Raw genomic sequence first — 18037 nt, forward strand, 5'->3', positions numbered from 1 at the left:
CTGAATTGGCGCGCCATACGGGTTAAAACCGTCGGCGATTATGAAAGCCATGCGCATTGGGAAGTGGAGATTTTTTTCTGTCAAAATTTAAATTGACGGTCTACCGTGAGCGTTAACAGGGTAAAGTCTCCGGCATTGCGTTAATTTCGCCTCTCCCGTCCGCTTGCAACGAGCAGGCGAAGACGATTTTGTCTGGGCGATTTAGGGAAGGTATAATGGACATAATATAATTATCGGTATCGATTCGATATAGTTGGATGCGTCGGTTTGCGCCGAGCGTTCGCTGCTGTCGTATTGCAAACATTGAACTGCATTGCGCAGTGAAAGGATCATCGATCATGGGGATACTCAGCGTTTTGCTCTGGACGCCGGTACTGGGGGCTTTCTTGCTTGCGGTACTGCCGGGTCATAATGCATTCTTCATTCGTTTGACCGCGCAGACGTTTTCGCTGCTGACTTTAGTTTTTGCCTGCCGGTTGCTGGCAATTTTCGATCCGAATCAGGCGCATCTGCAGTTCAGCGAGTTTTTTATATTGAACCCCGATGTCGGCAGTGCCTATGCGCTTGGCGTTGATGGACTATCAATGCCGATGGCGTTCATGGCCGCACTGTTGACCTGTTGCGCCGTGCAGGTTTCCGATTCGATTACCAACGGCGTGAAGGGCTATTATTTCTGTCTCCTGTTGCTGGAATTCGGCATGTTGGGCGTTTTTCTCGCGCAGGACTGGGCCTTATTCTATGTCTTCTGGGAAGTCACGCTGATCCCGTTGTTTTTTCTGATCGGCCGCTGGGGCGGCAACCGCCGTCATGCGGCCAGCCTGAATTTCGTGCTCTACACGATGGGTGGGTCGATTTTCATGCTGATCAGTCTGTTGGCGATCAGTCAGTACGATCTCGAATACGGAGGCTCGCTGATGGCGTCGTTGAGTCAATCCACGGTCTCGATGTCCAGGACCGAGCAGATTTTTGTGCTGCTCGGCCTGATTATCGGTTTCGGCGTAAAAATGCCGATTTTCCCTCTGCATGGCTGGCTGCCTTTGGCGCATGTCGAAGCACCTAGCCCGGTCAGTATCCTGTTGTCCGGCATCTTATTGAAAATGGGTGCATACGGCTTGCTGCGCGCGATCGCGATGCTGCCGCAGGCGGCGCAATTTTTTCAACTCGCATTAACGATCCTGGCGTTGATCGCGATGATTTACGGGGGGCTGCTGGCTTGGCGGCAGACCGACTTGAAGGCGATGGTCGCTTATTCCTCGATCAGTCACATGGGCATCGTTTTGTTGGGCATTGCGTCGCTGAACGAAACCGGCATGGCCGGAGCCGTACTGCAAATGACCGCGCATGGATTTATCGCGGCGGCGATGTTTCTGCTGGTCGGTTTGCTTTATGAAAGAACGCATACCCGCAACATTCAGGATTACAGTTCCTTGGTGCTGGCGACGCCGCGATTTGCAGTTTTCACCACGCTGGCTTTGTTCGCTGCGATGGGTTTGCCGGGCACTGTCGGTTTTGTCGCCGAGTTGCATACACTGACCGGCGGTTTTGAACGATGGGGCGGCTGGATGGCCTTATTCAGTCTCGGTATTTTATTGAGCGCTTCTTATGCGATACGGACAGTCGGCCTGCTGTTCACCGGGCCGGTCAAGGCCAAGATGCAGAATGTCGGCGATTTGACCGCGTCCGAGATGTTCACTGCCGGGATTCTGGTTAGCGGCATTGTAATTCTGGGTGTGATGCCGCAGCCGTTGATTCATCTGTCCGAGGCCACCATTACCCATCTTCATTCCTTAATATTAGTATTGCCATAGGTTTAGGCATGCAGGACATACCCCTGGCATCAGCAATCCACGAAGAAGCCGGCGATGCCGCACTGCGCGCCGAGATCGGCCGTATTTTGCACGAGCTGGATCATGTATTGCCCGGGCAAGCGCCGATTCTCGATTTTGTGCACCATAATACGCTGCACGGTTATCAGCATCTGCCTTTCGAAGAAGCATTGGCGGAAGCCGAGCGGATCACCGGAATTTGCGGCTATCTGCCCGAAAGCAAGTTCCGGGGTTATTATCGGCAAGGCCGGATCAGCGATGACGATTTGTTTGCCGCGCTACCGCAAGATGCGGATTCGAACGCCGAAGAGCTCGTTTGTACGGTCAACGGCAAAAAAATTCTGCGTCGGGATGTTTACCGGATCGCCATGCTGTTTGATCTGGAGCCGATCACCGAAAGCCAGTTGAACTGGAATATCGAGGAACTGGGTGCGTTGGACGCGATACAACAGGATGTGCCGAAGCAGGTCAGGGCCTGTTTCTTGGGCGAGGATGCAACGTCCATCGGCGAAAAAAATCGGGTCCGTCAGCTTTGGAACCGCATACTGGCGAAGCTGAACCTCGACGAAACGGTTCCGCACCCTGAAAACCTGCTCGATTTGTCCCGGGAGCAGGCCGAGGCGTGGCTGGCCTTGGCGATGCGGGATCAGCCGGACGGCGCCGCTCAAACCTTGCATGAAATGATGCGCAGGGAAGCCGGCGCAACCTTGAGCCGTTTTATCGCAGAAGTCGGCGAGAGACTGACTTTAGGCGGTTTTATTCGGGCGATCACCGGCATCGATATTCTCGAAGTTATCCGGCCGCAGCTTATTCGGATCTGCGCCTCGGCGATGGACGAAGGCATGGCGCCCTGGCAACTGCCGGAGCGCGATTCATTGGGGCTTTATGCCGGCTGGCGCAAAATGTTTCGGTGCGATGTGAATCCGGTTTTTCTCGAGTTGCCGGAGTGGTCCGGATTGGTGGATAAACTTCCCGAGGACGCAGTCGATGCAATCATCGAGCAGTTGACCTATCTGAATCTTCCGCGCGCCAAATGGACAGGCTATTTGCAGCGCTTGGCGCTCGAATTGCCGGGCTGGTCGGGCATGATCAATTGGCGGCAGCAGCATCCAGGTTATCTAATTGGCAACCATACGGACGTTAGCCTTGCCGATTATCTGGCGATCCGGCTGGTCTACGACCGGCTTTGGCTCGGCCAAATTTGCCGGGATGTCTGGAAAATTGAGGCCAGACTCAATGCGATCGAAAGCTACTTCCGGAAAAATCTTTCCGAGCTTATGGTGCGAAGTGAATTGTACAAAGGCGAGTTGCCGGAATACCTCGCACAAAAAGCCAAGGCATTGATACTCCGTGCCCGTTCCGAGCGGCATTTTAAACCCGAATGGCAGGAGCTTTCCGATCAGATCCGTACTTGGCAATTGAGTCCTCTGGCCAGGCGAAAGGACCGGCATTACCACTGGAGCAGCGGCTGGCAACTGTTCCGCCTCTGTCAGCATTTGGGTATGACCGGAGCCGCGGTCGAAGCCTTGCCTCAAGGCGAGGTCGAGGCATTGCTCAAGCTGTTGAATGCATTTACATTCGCCGAGCGCGGCAAGGTCTGGCTGACGGCTTACGAGCGAAATTACCGCGAAAAACTGTTTCAGGCATTGAGCGCCAATCGGGGGCGGGGGCGTTGGGCCAGTCGCAGGCAGGGGCCGGAGGCGCAATTGATTTTTTGCATGGATGAGCGCGAGGAAAGTTTTCGGAGGCATCTCGAAGAAGTGAATCCTGCCGTAGAAACGCTCGGAGCGGCCGGTTTTTTCGGCATACCTATGTATTACAAGGGACTCGACGACACCAAAACATCGCCGCTGTGCCCGGTCGTCGTGACGCCCGCCCACGAGGTGCGGGAAGTCGCGCGTTCTGGATGCGAGGAAGATTTACGGCGGCATAGCGAAGGGCGTAAGCTGAATCTGGGGTTGGGCAATCTGTTGCATCACGGTTTACGCCGCAACTTCATGTCCGCGCATCTTATGATCGATGCGTTTGCTCCTGCGGTTTTGCTTGGCTTATTGGCAAAGTCCTTACTGCCTAAACCGCAAAACCGCTTGCTGGGCCGCTTGGCCGGAGCCGTGGCGCCGGAGGTGCCGACGCGGCTGGTATTTGTCGCGACGGATCAACAGCCTGCCGTGCCGGCGCTTGCGAAACCGGGCTTTACCGATACGGAACAGGCCGACCGGGTTGCTGGTTTCTTGAAAAGCACCGGCTTGACCCATGGATTCTCGCCATTGGTCGTACTGGTCGGGCACGGTTCGAGCAGCCAGAACAACCCGCACCGGGCCGCCTATGACTGCGGCGCCTGCAGCGGGCGGCATGGCGGTCCGAACGCGCGCGTGTTTGCGGCGATGGCGAACCGGCAGGAAATCCGCAAACTTTTGGGCGAACGCGGCATCGATGTGCCGGCGGACACCTGGTTTATCGGTGCTGAACATAATACCTGCAACGAAGAAATCATCTGGTTCGATCAAAACGATCTGCCTACAGCGCTGCAACCGGCTTTGCAGAGACTCCGCGACACCTTGTCCGAGGTGCGCCGGAGGTCCGCGCATGAACGCTGCCGGCGGCTGGCTTCCGCGCCGCGTAATCCGACGCCGGAAGAGGCATTGGCGCATATCGAGGAACGTGCCGACGATTTTTCGCAGGCGCGGCCGGAACTGGGACATGCGACGAACGCTTGTGCGCTGGTCGGCCGCCGGTCGATTACTCAGGGCGCTTTTTTCGATCGCCGGATGTTTTTGATTTCTTACGATCCGACGCAGGATCCGGAAGGACTTATCGTCGAAAATATTCTGCTGGCGGTAGGGCCGGTCGGGGCCGGCATCAATCTGGAGTATTACTTTTCGACCATAGATAACGACCGTTTCGGTTGCGGCACCAAAGTGCCGCATAATGTGATCGGACTCTTCGGTGTGATGGAAGGCGCGAGCAGCGATCTGCGCACCGGCTTGCCGAGCCAGATGATCGAAATTCACGAGCCGATGCGCCTGCAAGTGATCGTGGATGCCAAGACTGCCGTTTTGGAACAAATTTATCAGCGCCAGGCCCCGCTTCGCGAGTTGATCGCAAACGGCTGGATTCATTTAAGTTCGATCGACCCCGAAACAGGAGAAATCTTCATGTTCGAACGCGGCAGAGGCTTTGTGCGCTGGCAAGGGGGAGACATGCCGATTTTGACGGTCGAAAATTCGCAAGCCGCCTACCGCGACCAAACGGGGCCGGTCGCGCCGGTTTTGATCAGACAACCGGTTGCCGCGGGGGGCTAAGCATGGATTCTCTGGTTATCCTGATCCCTTTACTGCCTTTCAGCGCCGCGGCGATACTGGGCCTTGGCATCTTGTTCGATTGGCTGACCGGCGAAGAAAAAGAAGGGGCGAGCGCCGGCATCGCGTTGTGGGCCGTTACGATGTCCGGTCTTTTGTCATTGACTTTGTACGGCGCGGATGTACTCGGAATGAACCGTGGTTCGTTCATTCTTGGAACCTGGCTGCAAAGCGATACGTTCGAAATTTCAATCAACTTCCTGACCCACGGTTTCGGGCTTCGATTATCCGCTTTATTCGGGATCATTCTAGCCGTGGTGCTCCGCTTTTCGGTCAATTATATGCACCGGGAAGTTGGTTTTCACCGTTTCTTTTTTGTGTTGACGCTGTTTTCGGGGGCGATGCAGTGGCTGGTGTTGTCCGGAAACGCGGTCGGTACTTTCATGGGTTGGGAAATCGCCGGTCTGTGCTCCTATTTGTTGATTGCTTATGCCTATGACCGTCCGGTCGCCGCCGCGAATGCGGCGCGTGTTTTCGTCACGAGCCGTATCGGTGACGCAGCTTTCGTGATCGGAATCGGGTTAAGCTACGCCTTTGCGGAAAGCGTCGATTGGATGAAATTGAATGCGCTGTCCAAACAATTGTCGACGGGCGAGGCGACCGGCATTGCATTTTGTTTTGCCCTCGCAGCGTTAGTCAAATCCGCGCAGTTGCCGTTCACGCCCTGGTTGCTGCGCGCTCTGGAAGGTCCGACGCCTTCGAGCGCGGTCTTCTACGGATCGGTGATGGTGCATGCCGGCGTTTTTTTGGTTTACCTGTTGCAGCCGCTTTTTGAAATGTCGCCATTTGCGATGGCTACGCTGGCCGTGGTCGGTTTGGCGACAGCGGTTTACAGTTATCTGCTCGGATTCACTCAAACCGATGTGAAGACCTCATTGATTGCGGCGACCTCGGTTCAATTGGGATTGATGTTTTTGGAGTGCGGTTTGGGGTTCTGGCAATTGGCGGGCTGGCATTTATGCGCGCATGTAATCGTTCGCGCCTATCAATTATTGGCTGCGCCATCGCTGATGCACAATATTCTGGATAATCCGATCAAACCGGTTAAGCCCGCGCTGGCCAAACACTACTGGGCTTATACCGTCTCGTTGCAGCGGTTCTGGCTCGATTCCCTGATCGATTGTGTGTTGGTCAGGCCGATAGGGCGCTTGTCGCACGATCTCCGCTATTTCGATGACTATATCATCGACCGGATTCTAGGCTCCCCCGCCCCCGCGATACGTGCGATTTCGTCGCTGGCGCAATATGAAGAGCAAAAGATTGGAGCGCGCCTGAATGACGAGTCCGACCAGTTTGCGCAAGGCAGCGGTCTGGCCGGCAAACTGGCCGAATGGACATCGGCGGTGATTCATGGTTTTGAAAGCCGTTATATGCTGCGTGGCTATGGTAAAAATGCCGCGGATTTCGGCAGAAGGGTCGGGCAATCCGCCAATCGCTTTGAAGCCTATATTATAAGGCCGCGCTACCTGGTGCTGTTTGTATTCATAACTCTGATGGCCGCATTTTGAGGCGCTGATGTATTTCCCCGTTAATCCCTGGCCCGAAGCGGCGGCCTTTCCCGTACTGACTGCGATGACGCTGACGCCGCTTGCCGCAATGGTCGGGGTGCTCTGTTCGCGCTCGTTGACGGCAGCCTTGCGTTTCGGTTTTGCCGGCACGTCGTTGACCGTGTTGTTGAGCATCTATTTACTCGTGGTATTCGATTCGGAAGTTTCCGGCATCAATTTGTTCGAACAGGCGAATTTTGCGGGATTGAGCTATACGGTAGGGGTTGACGGCGTCAATATTCTGTTCATTCCGCTGACCGCCGTGATCGCTTTTTTGGTGCTGCTCTATACCTTTTCGCATGCGCAAAATCGTTATCGGGATCGTTTTTATGTGGTCAGCGTGCTGGGCTATGAAACCGTGCTGATCGGCGCGTTTGCGTCTTTAAACGTCATGCAGTTCTGGATCTGGAGCGTCTTGGAATTGGTCCCGGTGGTTTATTTGACGCTGCACTCCGGCACCGGACTGCGCCGCCGTTGGGCGGTTGACCGCTTCCTGCAATACTGGCTTAGCGGTTTTCTGATGACCTTGACCGGATTTTTACTGCTGGCGTTCGGTCTGATCGATTCCGAGCATCCTTTGACTTTCGACTGGCTCACGATCAAACAGAACAATGCGTATCTGCATGACGAAGCTTTGATCTTTGTGCTGCTGTTTTATGGGTTTGCGATTCGAATGCCGTTGTTTCCGTTTCACGGCTGGTTGCCGGTTCTGGCAGAACACGGCACGGTCGCCAGCTGTGCGATTTTTCTGGTCGGCCTGAAGCTTGGGATTTTTGCGGTGCTGCGGTTTATTTTACCGATCTTGCCCGGGGTTGCCGAAGACTGGGCCGGACTGGTGCTGACATTGGCGTTGATCAGTACTTTCTACGGCGCGGTGATGGCTTTACTGCAAATCAATATCCGGCGTTTGTTGGCGTTTGCAGTGCTCAGCCAAACCGGCATTTTGGTGATTGGGCTGTTCTGCTTTAACGATTTTGGCCTGGAAGGCAGTATCATGCTATCGGTCGCTTACGGCCTGGCGACCGCTGGTATGCTGTTCAGCGTCGGCCTGATCTATGAACGGACCGGTACCGCGCTGATGCCTAGGCTTGGCGGCTTGTTCGACTCGAATCTGACGTTGGGTATGTTGTTTCTGGTGTCGTCGCTGAGCACGTTGGTCAAGCCGGGAACACCGGGCTTCGATGCGACCCATCTCATCATCGAAGGCACCATCGAAGAATATGGCTGGCTGTTGGCGATTGCGATATTGACCGGCAACTTACTGGCGGCGGCCTTTATTCTTTGGGCTTTCCAGCGCATCTTTTTAGCCAGTTCCAAACGTTTTGCACAACCTTATTCGAGTTTGCACCATCCGGTGTTGAAAGAACGCCTGATTACTGTGGTGATTTGCCTCTTACTGATCGGCACCGGTTTTTATATGCGGCCCTGGCTCAGGCTTGTTGATCAGGATGCGTCGATGATTACGAAGGGTTATCCGATTCACAGTTCGATGCCGCATGGACAACCGGCGGAAGAACCGCAACCGGATGAGATTCGGCCCGAGGATGAACAGTTATGAATGGGGCAGAGTTTCCGTTGCTTAGCATTCTTGTCTGGCTGCCTTTGGCCGGTGCGGTTTTAGTCGGCTTTATCCGAAATCGACAGGCAGCCAAATGGGGCGCATTGCTGGTTGCCGGTTTCGAATTGGCCGTTGCGCTGTTCGCTGTCGACCGATTTCAGTCAGATAGCGGCAACGAGTTGCAATGGGTCGAACACCATGCCTGGATCGAGCGTTTGAACATCGAGTATTTTCTCGGTGTCGATGGTGTCTCGATCCTGATGTTGCCGCTGTCGGCGTTGTTGACCTTATTGACTCTGCTCGCAACATGGAATTCGGTGCAGCGCCTGCCGCATTTCCATCTGGCTCTGCTGCTGGCGCTCGAAGGCATCACCATGGGCGTGTTTACAGCGATGGACATGATGCTGTTCTTTTTGTTTTGGGAACTGACTCTGCCGCCGATCTTCTTTTTGATCGGGCTGTGGGGCATCGGCCCCGGTCGGCGCAATGCGGCGATGAAATACACGCTGGTCATGCTGTTCGGCGGGGTTGCCTTATTGTTTGCGATCATTCTGCTCGCGTTCAATCATGTTGAAGCGATACAAGGCGCTGTTCCTAACGATCTGGCATTTAGTCTGCCGGTGCTGCTGACCACGCCGTTATCCGGTCATAGGGAAGCGGCGGTATTTTTGTTGTTGATGCTCGGGTTTGCGGTCAAGGCGCCATTGCCGCCTTTTCATACTTGGCTGCCGACCGTAGCGATGGAAGGCTCTACGCAGATGACCGCATTGTTGACCGGTCTAAAACTCGGCGTTTATGGCATCGTCCGCTTTGCTTTGCCTCTCGCGCCGACCGCGGCGGTCGAATACAACTGGGCGCTCGGCATCATCGGCGCGGTCACGCTGATCTACGGTGCGTTGGTCGCTTTGCAGCAAAGCAATTTACGCCGCTTGTTGGCTTATGCCAGCATCAGTCATATCGGCCTAATCGTCGTCGGTCTGTCTTCGCTGAACTTGCAGGGCATTCAGGGGGCGCTGTTCCAATTGGTCAATTTTTCGGTCGATGCGAGCGCCTTGATGCTGATTGCCGGCTTCATTCACCACCGTCTGGGCAGTACCGAAAGAATTCACATGGGCGGACTCGCCAAAGTGATGCCGCGTTTGACCGGCTTTTATTTTCTGTTCATGCTGGCTAGCTTGGGATTGCCAGGAACCGACGGCTTTCCTGCCGAATTGTTGCTTGTCGTCAGCGCTTTGACCTCCCACCCGAGCCTCGCCATTGCCGCGCTGGCCGGAACCGTCCTCAGCGCTGCCTATATGCTCTCGTTTACGCGCCGCGCCTTCATGGGGCCGACCGCAAGCGCTGCGGTCAATCAATTGCAGGACCTGCGCCCGCGCGAACTCGGCGTTCTCTGTCTGTTCGGAGCGCTGGTCATTTCATTCGGGCTGTGGCCCAATATGATTTTGGATAATCAGAAAGCGGCAGCCGAAGCCTGGCTGAATCATTTACTCGAACCGCCGACGTCGGACGGCAGCGATTTCGACGAAGAAAGCGTTTTGAATTCGGAAACCGCAGAATGACCTGGCATTTTGGAGGCATTGATGCTCGTTCGCTTACAGTCAGTCCGGTTCGTATGATTCTCATTCCGTTGCCCGGTTGTTTTTGAAAACCCTCTATCTAAACGTCTGGTGATTTGTTGTTAAGATCTTATTTTACAGTCTTGACATTGGACTAAAGTCCAATAGTTTGTTTACTTGCACTGGGATATACTGACTCTATGGGAAATATGAAGCATAGTCTAGGTTGCTAAGTATTTATACTGATTGTGTTTTCATATAACAAGACACAGAAGGTAGAGAAATCAAAACAGGTTCAAGGAGTAAGTGGTTAGCAACAAGTTCGGCGGCATTCAAGTTTCTGCGGCATCGTTTTAGCTTTCACCGTTAGTAACGAGTGTCTGTAAACTTGTTACGAGTCGCTTACAATAACTTGCCATGATAACTCTGTTCTGAAATCCGCTTTGTCTGAATAATTGCGGGGGCAATATTGCTGGTGAAATCCCGAATGCCGCGCGCTATCCTTGGTCGCGCCCGATGGGGCGAAATGGAGTGGCCAAGGTGAGGGAGCGCGGCAATTAAGCCAGTGATATAAATGCCAACGCCAGTTAAACCATTTGACATTATTCTTATCTAGTAATAATGTTAGCGCAAAGGGATTTATAGCTGTCTTATCTCTTTTGCTCGACTCAGTGGATTAAATTTCCGGCCGAACTTGTTTCGGCGAGAAATTGTCTGATTGTTTAAAATTTTAGGAGGAATCAAAAATGAACAACAAACACCTCTATGGCATCTGTGTTCTTGCAGGCGCTCTGTTGTCGGCGGGGCCGTCTCATGCAGATGAGCAGCATACCTATCTGTCTGGTTTTACGTCCAAGGTAAGTCAGGGATTTTTCAATACGACTGCAGGGTGGATTGAAATTCCCAAGAATATTGTCAACATCAGTCATGATCAAAATATTTTTGTCGGTTGTTCCTGGGGGCTGCTCCGGGGCGTTGGGCATGCCGTCAGCCGTACCGTTCTCGGCGTGGGTGAACTAATTACGTCTCCCATCCCAACCGACGAATTCATTTCACCGCCCTATGTCTGGGACCGTTTTAGCGAGGATACCCGTTATTTTGGTGTGCATTATCCCGGTTTCTGGACCACTTATGGTCCATTGGATGATGGCGATGACGACGCTCGCTCAACGGCCCATTAGAAAATCGTTGCATGCTTTCGCCATGTAACTGCGGTTGATTTGGATTAAGAGGATAAGATCATGAACAGACAATATTTTTACTTGCCTTGTGTGGTGTTCGCCGCGGCTCTTGCCGGGTGTACTACGCCGCCTCATAAAGACATTCCGCTGCTGACTTCGGAAGTTGACGCCGTTGTCGGCGGCGATTACGGTCAGTCCATTTATCACGAAGAGTTGGCCGAGGAAAAATTGGAAGAAGCCAATAATGTATTAAACCATTGGAAAAACGACCATTACTGGAATATTGAAGAAGGGCAACGTGGGGTCGATGCAGCCCGAGCCGCCTCCCAGCACCGGCTCGAATCGGAAAAAGCGCTGTGCCAGTGGTTGACCGCCGTGCATAGCCCTAATCATCATATGTACGAGGTGGCGAAACATGACGCCGCCTATTTTAAAACCGGCAGTGCAGTCCCTTACAGCACCGATCATCATGCGATCTCGGCCATGGCCAGCTATCTGCAGGCGCATCCCGATGCGTTCGCCGATGTGACCGCTTATACCGATACCGTTGGCAGTGCTGCCAGCAATCAGAATTTGGCGGAGAGAAGGGCTGAAACCGTCACCAAACTGCTCGTCGAACACGGCGCCAAGGCTGAGCAATTGCGCGTTAAGGCGGCGGGCGAAGCGGAAGGTCCCGACAACATGCCCGACCAACATCATCGGGTGGTTGTGATGAGTACTGATCATCCCAAATATCAGGATTGCGCTGGTTTAAAATAATTTTGTCTATCCCGGCCCCGTCGGTCGTGACTGGAGAAATTTTCCAAAACCAAAGCATCAAATCAAGGTAATCCGCACGTTATGCAGGTGTGAGTAGATTCCCGCACCTGCATTAACGTCGAATGCGTACCCCCCAACAGAAAGCCGGTCTGCAATAGAGCCTTGACCTTCGTATTTGCTACGATGTTTTTTGGGTATATTTCCGCAACACATGCAAGCATTCCAGACAAATTTATAACGCTTTAAACACGCGAACGCCCGGTTCATGAGCCAGCCGGCATGCTAATTTGTAGCTTACGAATCCTTGTTCTATCTTCCCGACCATCATTATGAATGATGTCAAACCAGACAAAAAAACGGACTTTATTTGCCATTGTAGTGGGACCACTGTAGAGAAAATTAAGGAGCTTGTTGATAACGGGATCGACGATCTGGACAACATATCAAGGCTTACAGGTGCTTGCGCGGGGTGCGGGGCTTGCGAAACTGCTGTGTTGGATTTACTGGCCGAATATGGCTGATTGCTGGAATCATCGGAATGTAAAGTGTTTTCGTTTATCGGCTCCATACGAAAGCGAATCTTTCATCGGCACAGTTCGCAATTTTGCAGAGCGACGCCACCGCATGATTCGCATTGATGCCGGAAAACTTGTCCGATTTTTCGCCAACTTCGGGTTTAAGCAATAATTCTTGTTGGGATTTTAGCAACAGCGCTTTGATGTTCTGAGAACTCAAACCGGGTTTCAGTTCCAACAATAGCGCGACAAGCCCGGAGACTTCGGCAGCGGCGATCGAACTGCCGGAAATGAAATCATAGGTATTATGCGGCAGTGTGGTTAGCACGTTTTCTCCGGGTGCTTCTATCCGTCCGTCAGGATTTGACTTCTGATCTTTGGTGTTTGATAAAGCCTGGACTGGAATGACATCTTTCAGCGTGGCGGGAAAATTATCTTGCGCCTGCGCCGTTCCCGCATCGGCCGCTACGACGACAATCCCGCGTTCAATCGCTTCGTTCAAGAGCAGTTCAAGCAAAGGGTCTTGCGGCCCGGCAAGGCTCATATTCAGAATGTCGGCGCCCGCTTTGATCGCCGTATTGATCGCCAGCGCCAACGTGTAGCTGTTGCAAACCGCCGCTATCGTACCGGCTTTTACCGGCCAGCAGGCTTTCAATGCAAGCAGATTGGCGTCGGGAGCGATGCCGGTGATGCCGACGCCATTGTCTTTCCCGGCAATCATTACGCCCGCGACGGCGGTACCGTGGATGTCTTCTGCGAATCCCGGCGACATATCGTCCGCAAAGTTTTCCTGCCGGCTGATTTGCCCGGAGAGATCGGGGTGGCCGGGATCGACGCCGGTGTCGATTATGGCGATCGTGACGTTACGTCCGGTGGCCAGATCATGCACCCGATCCAACTGCATGGTATGGAGATTGGACTGAAGCTTGAAATAGGGGGCGTTGTATACGTGTCTTCCTTGCGTCGTAAACCAATGCATCTTTTGCACGATGTTGATACGAGCATCCTTGGCCATCAGCTCCAGCGTGTCCGCAATCGGGCCGGCGGTCAGGACTTTATAGACCACGCATTGCACGCCGACTGCGGTCATCGGCCATTCGGCCAGCTTTTGCAGATGATAGTCCTCGGCGATTTGCGCGGAGGTGCGGCGGCTCCAGGTAGAACTCTGGTAGTCGCCGCGGCGTCGGTAACTGGAAAGCGGCATCGGCGTTGACTTCCGGTCGATGGATTGATCGGCAAAACCGACCAGTATCATGCGCTCCGCCTCGGCCGGGTTGGGTTGTCGGGGAAAGTTCGCGGCAGCCGGACTCGAGATGCCCCTTTCGGCGGCAAACGAGAGGCTCGCAAAGCACAATAATAACCATCCAAGTTTCATTGCGGTTTTTCCTGGGGCATGAGTGCAGCCGATAACGAAAACGCCGGCTCGGCAAAAATGACTTGCGAATTTTTTCTCAGCGTCGCCAGTGTTTCGAGAACCTGCCGGGTGGCGAGCGCCGGTTTAAGGCGGATTAGATACACGCCCAGGGTATTGGGTCCTTCGACGATTTCTCCGGCAATGGAATCGATCACCGACTTTCTTTGCCTGCTATCGGCGCTTTCAGAAAACACGACCCGAATTTCATTGTCGTGCGCGACAGGGATTTCCGAAGCGGCGAGGGTCCGGTAGCTGTTTTCAAACTGACGAGCGACGATAAAATAAGCGGGGATCGACAAGATGCACAACGCCAGCGCCGCGATCGCCCGATACGGAAAAATTGGCAATACGAAGTTGAACTTTCTCTTTCCCTGCCGCGATCGCATACTCGTGGTCATCTGTTCCTTGCGATCGCCGCCCCGATGCATGCGCGCTCGCAAGCGGGAAAAAGACGCTTGGGGGTCGTCGATGGTAGCCGCTTGTTTTATCGCCAAGGACAGTTTATTCAGCTCGGCAATTTCGCGCTTGCAGGTAGAACAGACTTTGAGATGATTCTCGACCGCCCTCAGTTCAGCATCGTCCAGGGTTTTATTGACGTACCACGGCAACAACAGCATGATGTCGTGATGAGCGGGGTAAGGGTTTGCGTTATCGTCTTTCATCGTAGAATCCTGATTAATTCCTTTTGTCGTTCAAAAAGGCAGCCAGTTTTTTGCGCGCGTAGTGCATTCTCGTTTTAATTGTATTTTCCGAGCACTCCATCAACTCGGCAATTTCGTTGTAATGAAGTTCCTGGTAGTAGGTCAGCTCAATGACGGCACGCTGCTCGGGCGAGAGGCAGTCCAAGGCAAACTCCAGCCAATCGTCCAGTTCGATTTGCAGCGGTCCGTTGTCTTCAAGCGCATGCTCCCGCGCATCGCCTTCCATATCGTCTAGCCAAACGGTGTTGCCCTGAACCGCGTTGCGCAGCGACTGCCGCGCCTTGTTGAAGGCAATGCCGAATATCCAGGTTGACGGGCGGCATTGCCGGTTATACGTGGAGGCCTTTTCCCAAACTACGTACATCGTATCGTTAATGATTTCCTCGATCAGCTCGGGTCTGCGCGTCATGCGCGCAACGAAACGGAACAAACGGCTGTAAAGCCGGTGATAAAGCCGTTCGAAAGCTTGTTCGTCGCCCTGCACGATCAAGTTCATAAGTTCGGCTTCAGGGTCTTCCGGGGGCGTTTGGTTGTCGATGTTCAATGGGTTACCTGAATACATTCATCGCCGGCGGTAAGTATTTACCGATATATCGCGGTGCAACCGGAAAAGGTTCAATGGACTGAAAAAATTTAGCTTTATGGGTGCTTAAAAACCGGCGGAAATGCTGAACAAAAAAGTCGGATTCAGGGGCGGAGGGTAATAATCCGAGTGACCATCGGGCTGCGAATTTGTGCTGCTGGCCGTATCCACCGCATGCACGTATCGCAAATCGAGTGTGACAAACTTGAAAAACGTACTGAATCCGGCATTCCAATACAAATAGTCATATTCCAAAGTGCGCTCGGCTTGCGTATAGCCGATGCCTGCGGAAAATTCCAGAAAGTCGGTGACGGGGTAGCGGCCGGTCATTTCATAATTCATGGCGGCATGGCCGCGCTGATAATAATCCTCGGAGAAGGAAACGTTCGCGCTCAGAATATCCCGGAAATGCAAAAAAAGGCCGATTTCGTTGTAATCCGATGGCTTCCCGAAAATATTTCCATCGTAGAGATAGCGTGACCATTGGCCGTCAAGCCGCCAATCACCGGGCAAACTGAAGGCCCAGCCCAGATAGGGGTTGATTTCGATATGGGCGGCGTCGGCATTCTTGTTGTCGCCAAAATTCACATAGGCTGTATTGACGTCAGAATAAAAACCGGCCGCATGCTGATAATCGAGATTGACAAGACCCGAAAATTTACCGGTGCTTTTGGAAAAGCCTTTGCCGATGTTCTCGCTCATGACAGTCGCCGATGCATGAATTTCGGCACCGGCAGGGGCGAAGTGCAAGAGAAGAATCGCCGCGCTGGGCAGTCGCCTAAATCCGGATAGGGTACAGGAGGTGTCTATGGCTGAAAGTATATCAAACCTTTCGAATATTAGAGAAAATGCTCAGGTAGAACGGTAGGTTTGGTCCCCGCCAACGAGAAGCGTGTATTGTCAATCGGTATGTCGGCGTCTTGCCGCCTAGGCGCGGAAGCAATTTTTCGCTCCGATTGAACCTTTTTCAAGGTACGAGGAATCCAGTAGTTGAAGCTTTTAGAACCAGCGGATGAAATAGAACCAACAGGATAAAAGTTTTTATATTTTTTGAGCAATTCAACTTCCCCATTTGAAGGAACAACAATGAAAACAACAAAACATAAAGAATTGGCGCTTTTACTGGTTGGCAGCCTGGTTGTCGCCGCCCCCGTATTTGCGAGCGGTTCAGACGACGGTAACTCGTCCAGCAGTTCAAGCTCGTCGAGTTCATCTGGTACTTCGGGTACTTCGGGTACTTCGGGATCGTCAGGGAGTTCAGTGATGAAATGCTCTACGGATCGGTCCGTATCGGTTCGATGTACGGTCAGCCCGAGTATTTCCGAACCGGCTGTGAAAGTCGCGCATAAAAAGACCTTCAAAAAGAACGGTCTCAAACAGGACCTCGAACTCAAGGTCTATATCGGTAAAGGCAGTTTAGTGACCGACGATAATTTTGAGGAGGGCGTTGTGATTGCAAGATTTCCCGATAATTCCGTCTGCGAACTGGAGGGTATCGGGAAAAGCCGTAAATACTATAAGTATTCATTAAAAGTCCGGACGCGCAACGGGGTTTATCAGGAAAGGAAAGGATTTTGCGAATCCAACGATATCCCTGCTTACACGGGCGATTCTGTCGTCATTGAATATGATGGAGACGATGACTTAGCCACCGCCAATACGGAATTAGCGCGAATTTCTTTTTAGAAAGTTAGCTGGCCTTTTGACAATCAAGCTCGGAACGGGGGAATGGGGACGATTATCCCATTGCGGGCTTGTTCGGAGTTCAACCGTGAGTTTGGCTTTGATCCTGTCCGCTTTTTCAAAGATACGGAGAGATGGCACTTATGACCTGGCGGCCGCTGATGAGCCGGGTACACTCGAACATACGCGGCGTCTCCTTATGATCGGGGCACCAGTCCCAATTGCTGGCGTCCAGGCGGTAACGGTTAAAGCATCCGCTGCAAACTCCACCCGGCGGAAATATTCGGATACAGTCCTGCATTTCCGCATAGGGATAGGAAAAGCCGCTGATCAGGCAGGTCCTGCAGCCGGTGGCCCAGGACAGCCAACTGAGGCCGCTGCCGACGCCGATAAACAGCTTAGCGTGCCGTAGATAGTTGATCACTGTCTCCAAGCCGCCTTCTTGCAGACATTTCACCCCTTGGGGGGCGCTGTTGCCCATGTGTTTCTTACCTTCTTTCGACAACAGTACGACGTTATAACCTTTATAACGCAGAAAGCGCACAACTTCATCCCAGCCTTTGGGATTGTTCCAGTATTTCGCTTGGCACGTGGCGTGCAGGCCGATACAGACATAGGGTTTATCGATTAGGCGCGGCAAATCGGGGATGCTGATCAGCGGTTTGATTTCGCTAAAAGGCAATCCCAAAATGTCGAATGCCGGTTGAGCCAGCGGTTGTTCTCGAAAGTCCGTGGGATTTTTGCTGTAATCGTATTCGCCGTCTTCCTTATAAAACAAGCCTATTCGATACATGGCATAAAGATCGTGAGCTGTTTCTCCGGGGGCGATAAATTCTATTTCCGGATAATTTTCTCTGAAGAGATCGTTCAAATATGTCGAACAAATCATATGGCAATGATGCCGTTTACGGAACTCCTCGACGGCCGGAAGCCAGGCCAGCGTATCGCCCAGCGAACTCGATTCGAAGGCGATGTAAACCCGTTTATTTTGGCAATCGTAAGTGTGATGGTATAGCAGGCTGTTATCGGCTTGACTGAAAACATTGACTCGCCAGCGCACGAAATAGCGATGCGGCGTTCTTATCCACTGTCCGGCCTCGACTTCGCGCTGCATAATAAAATCAGGCTCATCGAGATCTTCGATTTTTACAAGATAGCGTTCATGATCATCGCCGGCTATTTCCAGGTAGGCACCGTCGATGAAGTTGCAGTGAAATCTTGCCGAGTTTGTGGGGGGATTTTCGGTGGAGTGGGTTAAGCATCATTACGATGCCGGTACATTGGTAATGATGGCAAAATCGCTATAGGAGGCAAAAAACGGCAATTAACCTCGATGCCCTTGCACCGCATCGAGG

15 protein-coding genes are annotated in these 18037 nt (G+C 52.9%); 9 read left to right on the forward strand and 6 right to left on the reverse strand.

The features are described from left to right. Positions 1 to 338 precede the first annotated feature (338 nt). The 5 genes from U2W12_RS18675 to U2W12_RS18695 are packed head-to-tail and all read left to right on the forward strand — an operon-like array spanning position 339 to position 9849. Positions 339 to 1808, forward strand: a complete 1470-nt coding sequence (locus U2W12_RS18675; protein WP_326502202.1) for an NADH-quinone oxidoreductase subunit M — start codon at positions 339 to 341, stop codon at positions 1806 to 1808. 8 nt (positions 1809 to 1816) lie between these two features. Further along, the gene (locus tag U2W12_RS18680; protein ID WP_326502203.1) at positions 1817 to 5128 is read left to right on the forward strand and encodes a DUF2309 domain-containing protein; all 3312 of its coding nucleotides are present in this window, start codon (positions 1817 to 1819) and stop codon (positions 5126 to 5128) included. A gap of 2 nt (positions 5129 to 5130) precedes the next feature. Then, on the forward strand, positions 5131 to 6693 hold the full coding sequence (locus U2W12_RS18685) for a proton-conducting transporter membrane subunit (protein ID WP_326502204.1): 1563 nt from the start codon (positions 5131 to 5133) through the stop codon (positions 6691 to 6693). A 7-nt stretch (positions 6694 to 6700) separates the two neighbouring features. After that, on the forward strand, positions 6701 to 8290 hold the full coding sequence (locus U2W12_RS18690; RefSeq protein ID WP_326502205.1) for an NADH-quinone oxidoreductase subunit M: 1590 nt from the start codon (positions 6701 to 6703) through the stop codon (positions 8288 to 8290). Further along, complete coding sequence (locus U2W12_RS18695) at positions 8287 to 9849, forward strand: NADH-quinone oxidoreductase subunit M (protein ID WP_326502206.1); 1563 nt, start codon at positions 8287 to 8289, stop codon at positions 9847 to 9849. The genes U2W12_RS18690 and U2W12_RS18695 overlap by 4 nt, the downstream gene beginning before the upstream one ends. Positions 9850 to 10248: 399 nt before the next feature. Here the strand turns inward: U2W12_RS18695 and U2W12_RS18700 are convergent, their stop codons facing one another. Further along, complete coding sequence (locus U2W12_RS18700; RefSeq protein ID WP_326502207.1) at positions 10249 to 10449, reverse strand: hypothetical protein; 201 nt, start codon at positions 10447 to 10449, stop codon at positions 10249 to 10251. Positions 10450 to 10592: 143 nt separating this feature from the next. On the opposite strand from U2W12_RS18700, the gene U2W12_RS18705 reads away from it, so the two are divergent. From U2W12_RS18705 to U2W12_RS18715, 3 genes are all read left to right on the forward strand, one after another. After that, on the forward strand, positions 10593 to 11027 hold the full coding sequence (locus tag U2W12_RS18705; protein WP_326502208.1) for an exosortase system-associated protein, TIGR04073 family: 435 nt from the start codon (positions 10593 to 10595) through the stop codon (positions 11025 to 11027). A gap of 60 nt (positions 11028 to 11087) precedes the next feature. Further along, positions 11088 to 11786, forward strand: a complete 699-nt coding sequence (locus U2W12_RS18710) for an OmpA family protein (RefSeq protein WP_326502209.1) — start codon at positions 11088 to 11090, stop codon at positions 11784 to 11786. A gap of 329 nt (positions 11787 to 12115) precedes the next feature. After that, positions 12116 to 12307: a (2Fe-2S)-binding protein gene (locus U2W12_RS18715; protein WP_326502210.1), complete on the forward strand. Its 192-nt coding sequence runs from the start codon at positions 12116 to 12118 to the stop codon at positions 12305 to 12307. Positions 12308 to 12341: 34 nt separating this feature from the next. On the opposite strand, the gene U2W12_RS18720 is transcribed toward U2W12_RS18715, so the two are convergent. The 4 genes from U2W12_RS18720 to U2W12_RS18735 form a co-directional block, all read right to left on the reverse strand. Next, positions 12342 to 13676 carry a S8 family serine peptidase gene (locus U2W12_RS18720; protein WP_326502211.1) on the reverse strand — a complete coding sequence of 445 codons (1335 nt, stop codon included), beginning with the start codon at positions 13674 to 13676 and terminating at the stop codon, positions 12342 to 12344. After that, entirely contained in the window at positions 13673 to 14377 is a 705-nt protein-coding gene (locus U2W12_RS18725; RefSeq protein ID WP_326502212.1) for a zf-HC2 domain-containing protein, read from the reverse strand. The genes U2W12_RS18720 and U2W12_RS18725 overlap by 4 nt, the downstream gene beginning before the upstream one ends. A gap of 13 nt (positions 14378 to 14390) precedes the next feature. Next, on the reverse strand, positions 14391 to 14960 hold the full coding sequence (locus U2W12_RS18730) for an RNA polymerase sigma factor (RefSeq protein ID WP_326502213.1): 570 nt from the start codon (positions 14958 to 14960) through the stop codon (positions 14391 to 14393). Positions 14961 to 15065: 105 nt separating this feature from the next. Further along, positions 15066 to 15749 (reverse strand): TorF family putative porin, encoded by a 684-nt coding sequence (locus tag U2W12_RS18735; RefSeq protein ID WP_326502214.1) that lies wholly within the window; start codon positions 15747 to 15749, stop codon positions 15066 to 15068. Between the two features lie 336 nt (positions 15750 to 16085). Between U2W12_RS18735 and U2W12_RS18740 the strand changes: the two genes are divergently transcribed. Then, a complete protein-coding gene (locus U2W12_RS18740) occupies positions 16086 to 16685 on the forward strand; it encodes a hypothetical protein (protein ID WP_326502215.1) in 600 nt (199 codons plus the stop codon). Positions 16686 to 16800: 115 nt separating this feature from the next. On the opposite strand, the gene U2W12_RS18745 is transcribed toward U2W12_RS18740, so the two are convergent. After that, positions 16801 to 17883, reverse strand: a complete 1083-nt coding sequence (locus tag U2W12_RS18745; protein ID WP_326502249.1) for an autotransporter strand-loop-strand O-heptosyltransferase — start codon at positions 17881 to 17883, stop codon at positions 16801 to 16803. Between the last annotated feature and the right edge of the window lie 154 nt (positions 17884 to 18037).

Source organism: Methylomicrobium sp. Wu6 (genome assembly GCF_035916875.1).
Classification (GTDB): domain Bacteria; phylum Pseudomonadota; class Gammaproteobacteria; order Methylococcales; family Methylomonadaceae; genus Methylomicrobium.

What these genes read in the sequence shown, in the direction of transcription:
- U2W12_RS18675 (WP_326502202.1), top strand. Translation starts at nt 339, where the DNA reads ATGGGGATACTCAGCGTTTTGCTCTGGACGCCGGTACTGGGGGCTTTC.
- U2W12_RS18680 (WP_326502203.1), top strand. Translation starts at nt 1,817, where the DNA reads ATGCAGGACATACCCCTGGCATCAGCAATCCACGAAGAAGCCGGCGAT.
- U2W12_RS18685 (WP_326502204.1), top strand. Translation starts at nt 5,131, where the DNA reads ATGGATTCTCTGGTTATCCTGATCCCTTTACTGCCTTTCAGCGCCGCG.
- U2W12_RS18690 (WP_326502205.1), top strand. Translation starts at nt 6,701, where the DNA reads ATGTATTTCCCCGTTAATCCCTGGCCCGAAGCGGCGGCCTTTCCCGTA.
- U2W12_RS18695 (WP_326502206.1), top strand. Translation starts at nt 8,287, where the DNA reads ATGAATGGGGCAGAGTTTCCGTTGCTTAGCATTCTTGTCTGGCTGCCT.
- U2W12_RS18700 (WP_326502207.1), bottom strand. Translation starts at nt 10,449, where the DNA reads ATGTCAAATGGTTTAACTGGCGTTGGCATTTATATCACTGGCTTAATT.
- U2W12_RS18705 (WP_326502208.1), top strand. Translation starts at nt 10,593, where the DNA reads ATGAACAACAAACACCTCTATGGCATCTGTGTTCTTGCAGGCGCTCTG.
- U2W12_RS18710 (WP_326502209.1), top strand. Translation starts at nt 11,088, where the DNA reads ATGAACAGACAATATTTTTACTTGCCTTGTGTGGTGTTCGCCGCGGCT.
- U2W12_RS18715 (WP_326502210.1), top strand. Translation starts at nt 12,116, where the DNA reads ATGAATGATGTCAAACCAGACAAAAAAACGGACTTTATTTGCCATTGT.
- U2W12_RS18720 (WP_326502211.1), bottom strand. Translation starts at nt 13,676, where the DNA reads ATGAAACTTGGATGGTTATTATTGTGCTTTGCGAGCCTCTCGTTTGCC.
- U2W12_RS18725 (WP_326502212.1), bottom strand. Translation starts at nt 14,377, where the DNA reads ATGAAAGACGATAACGCAAACCCTTACCCCGCTCATCACGACATCATG.
- U2W12_RS18740 (WP_326502215.1), top strand. Translation starts at nt 16,086, where the DNA reads ATGAAAACAACAAAACATAAAGAATTGGCGCTTTTACTGGTTGGCAGC.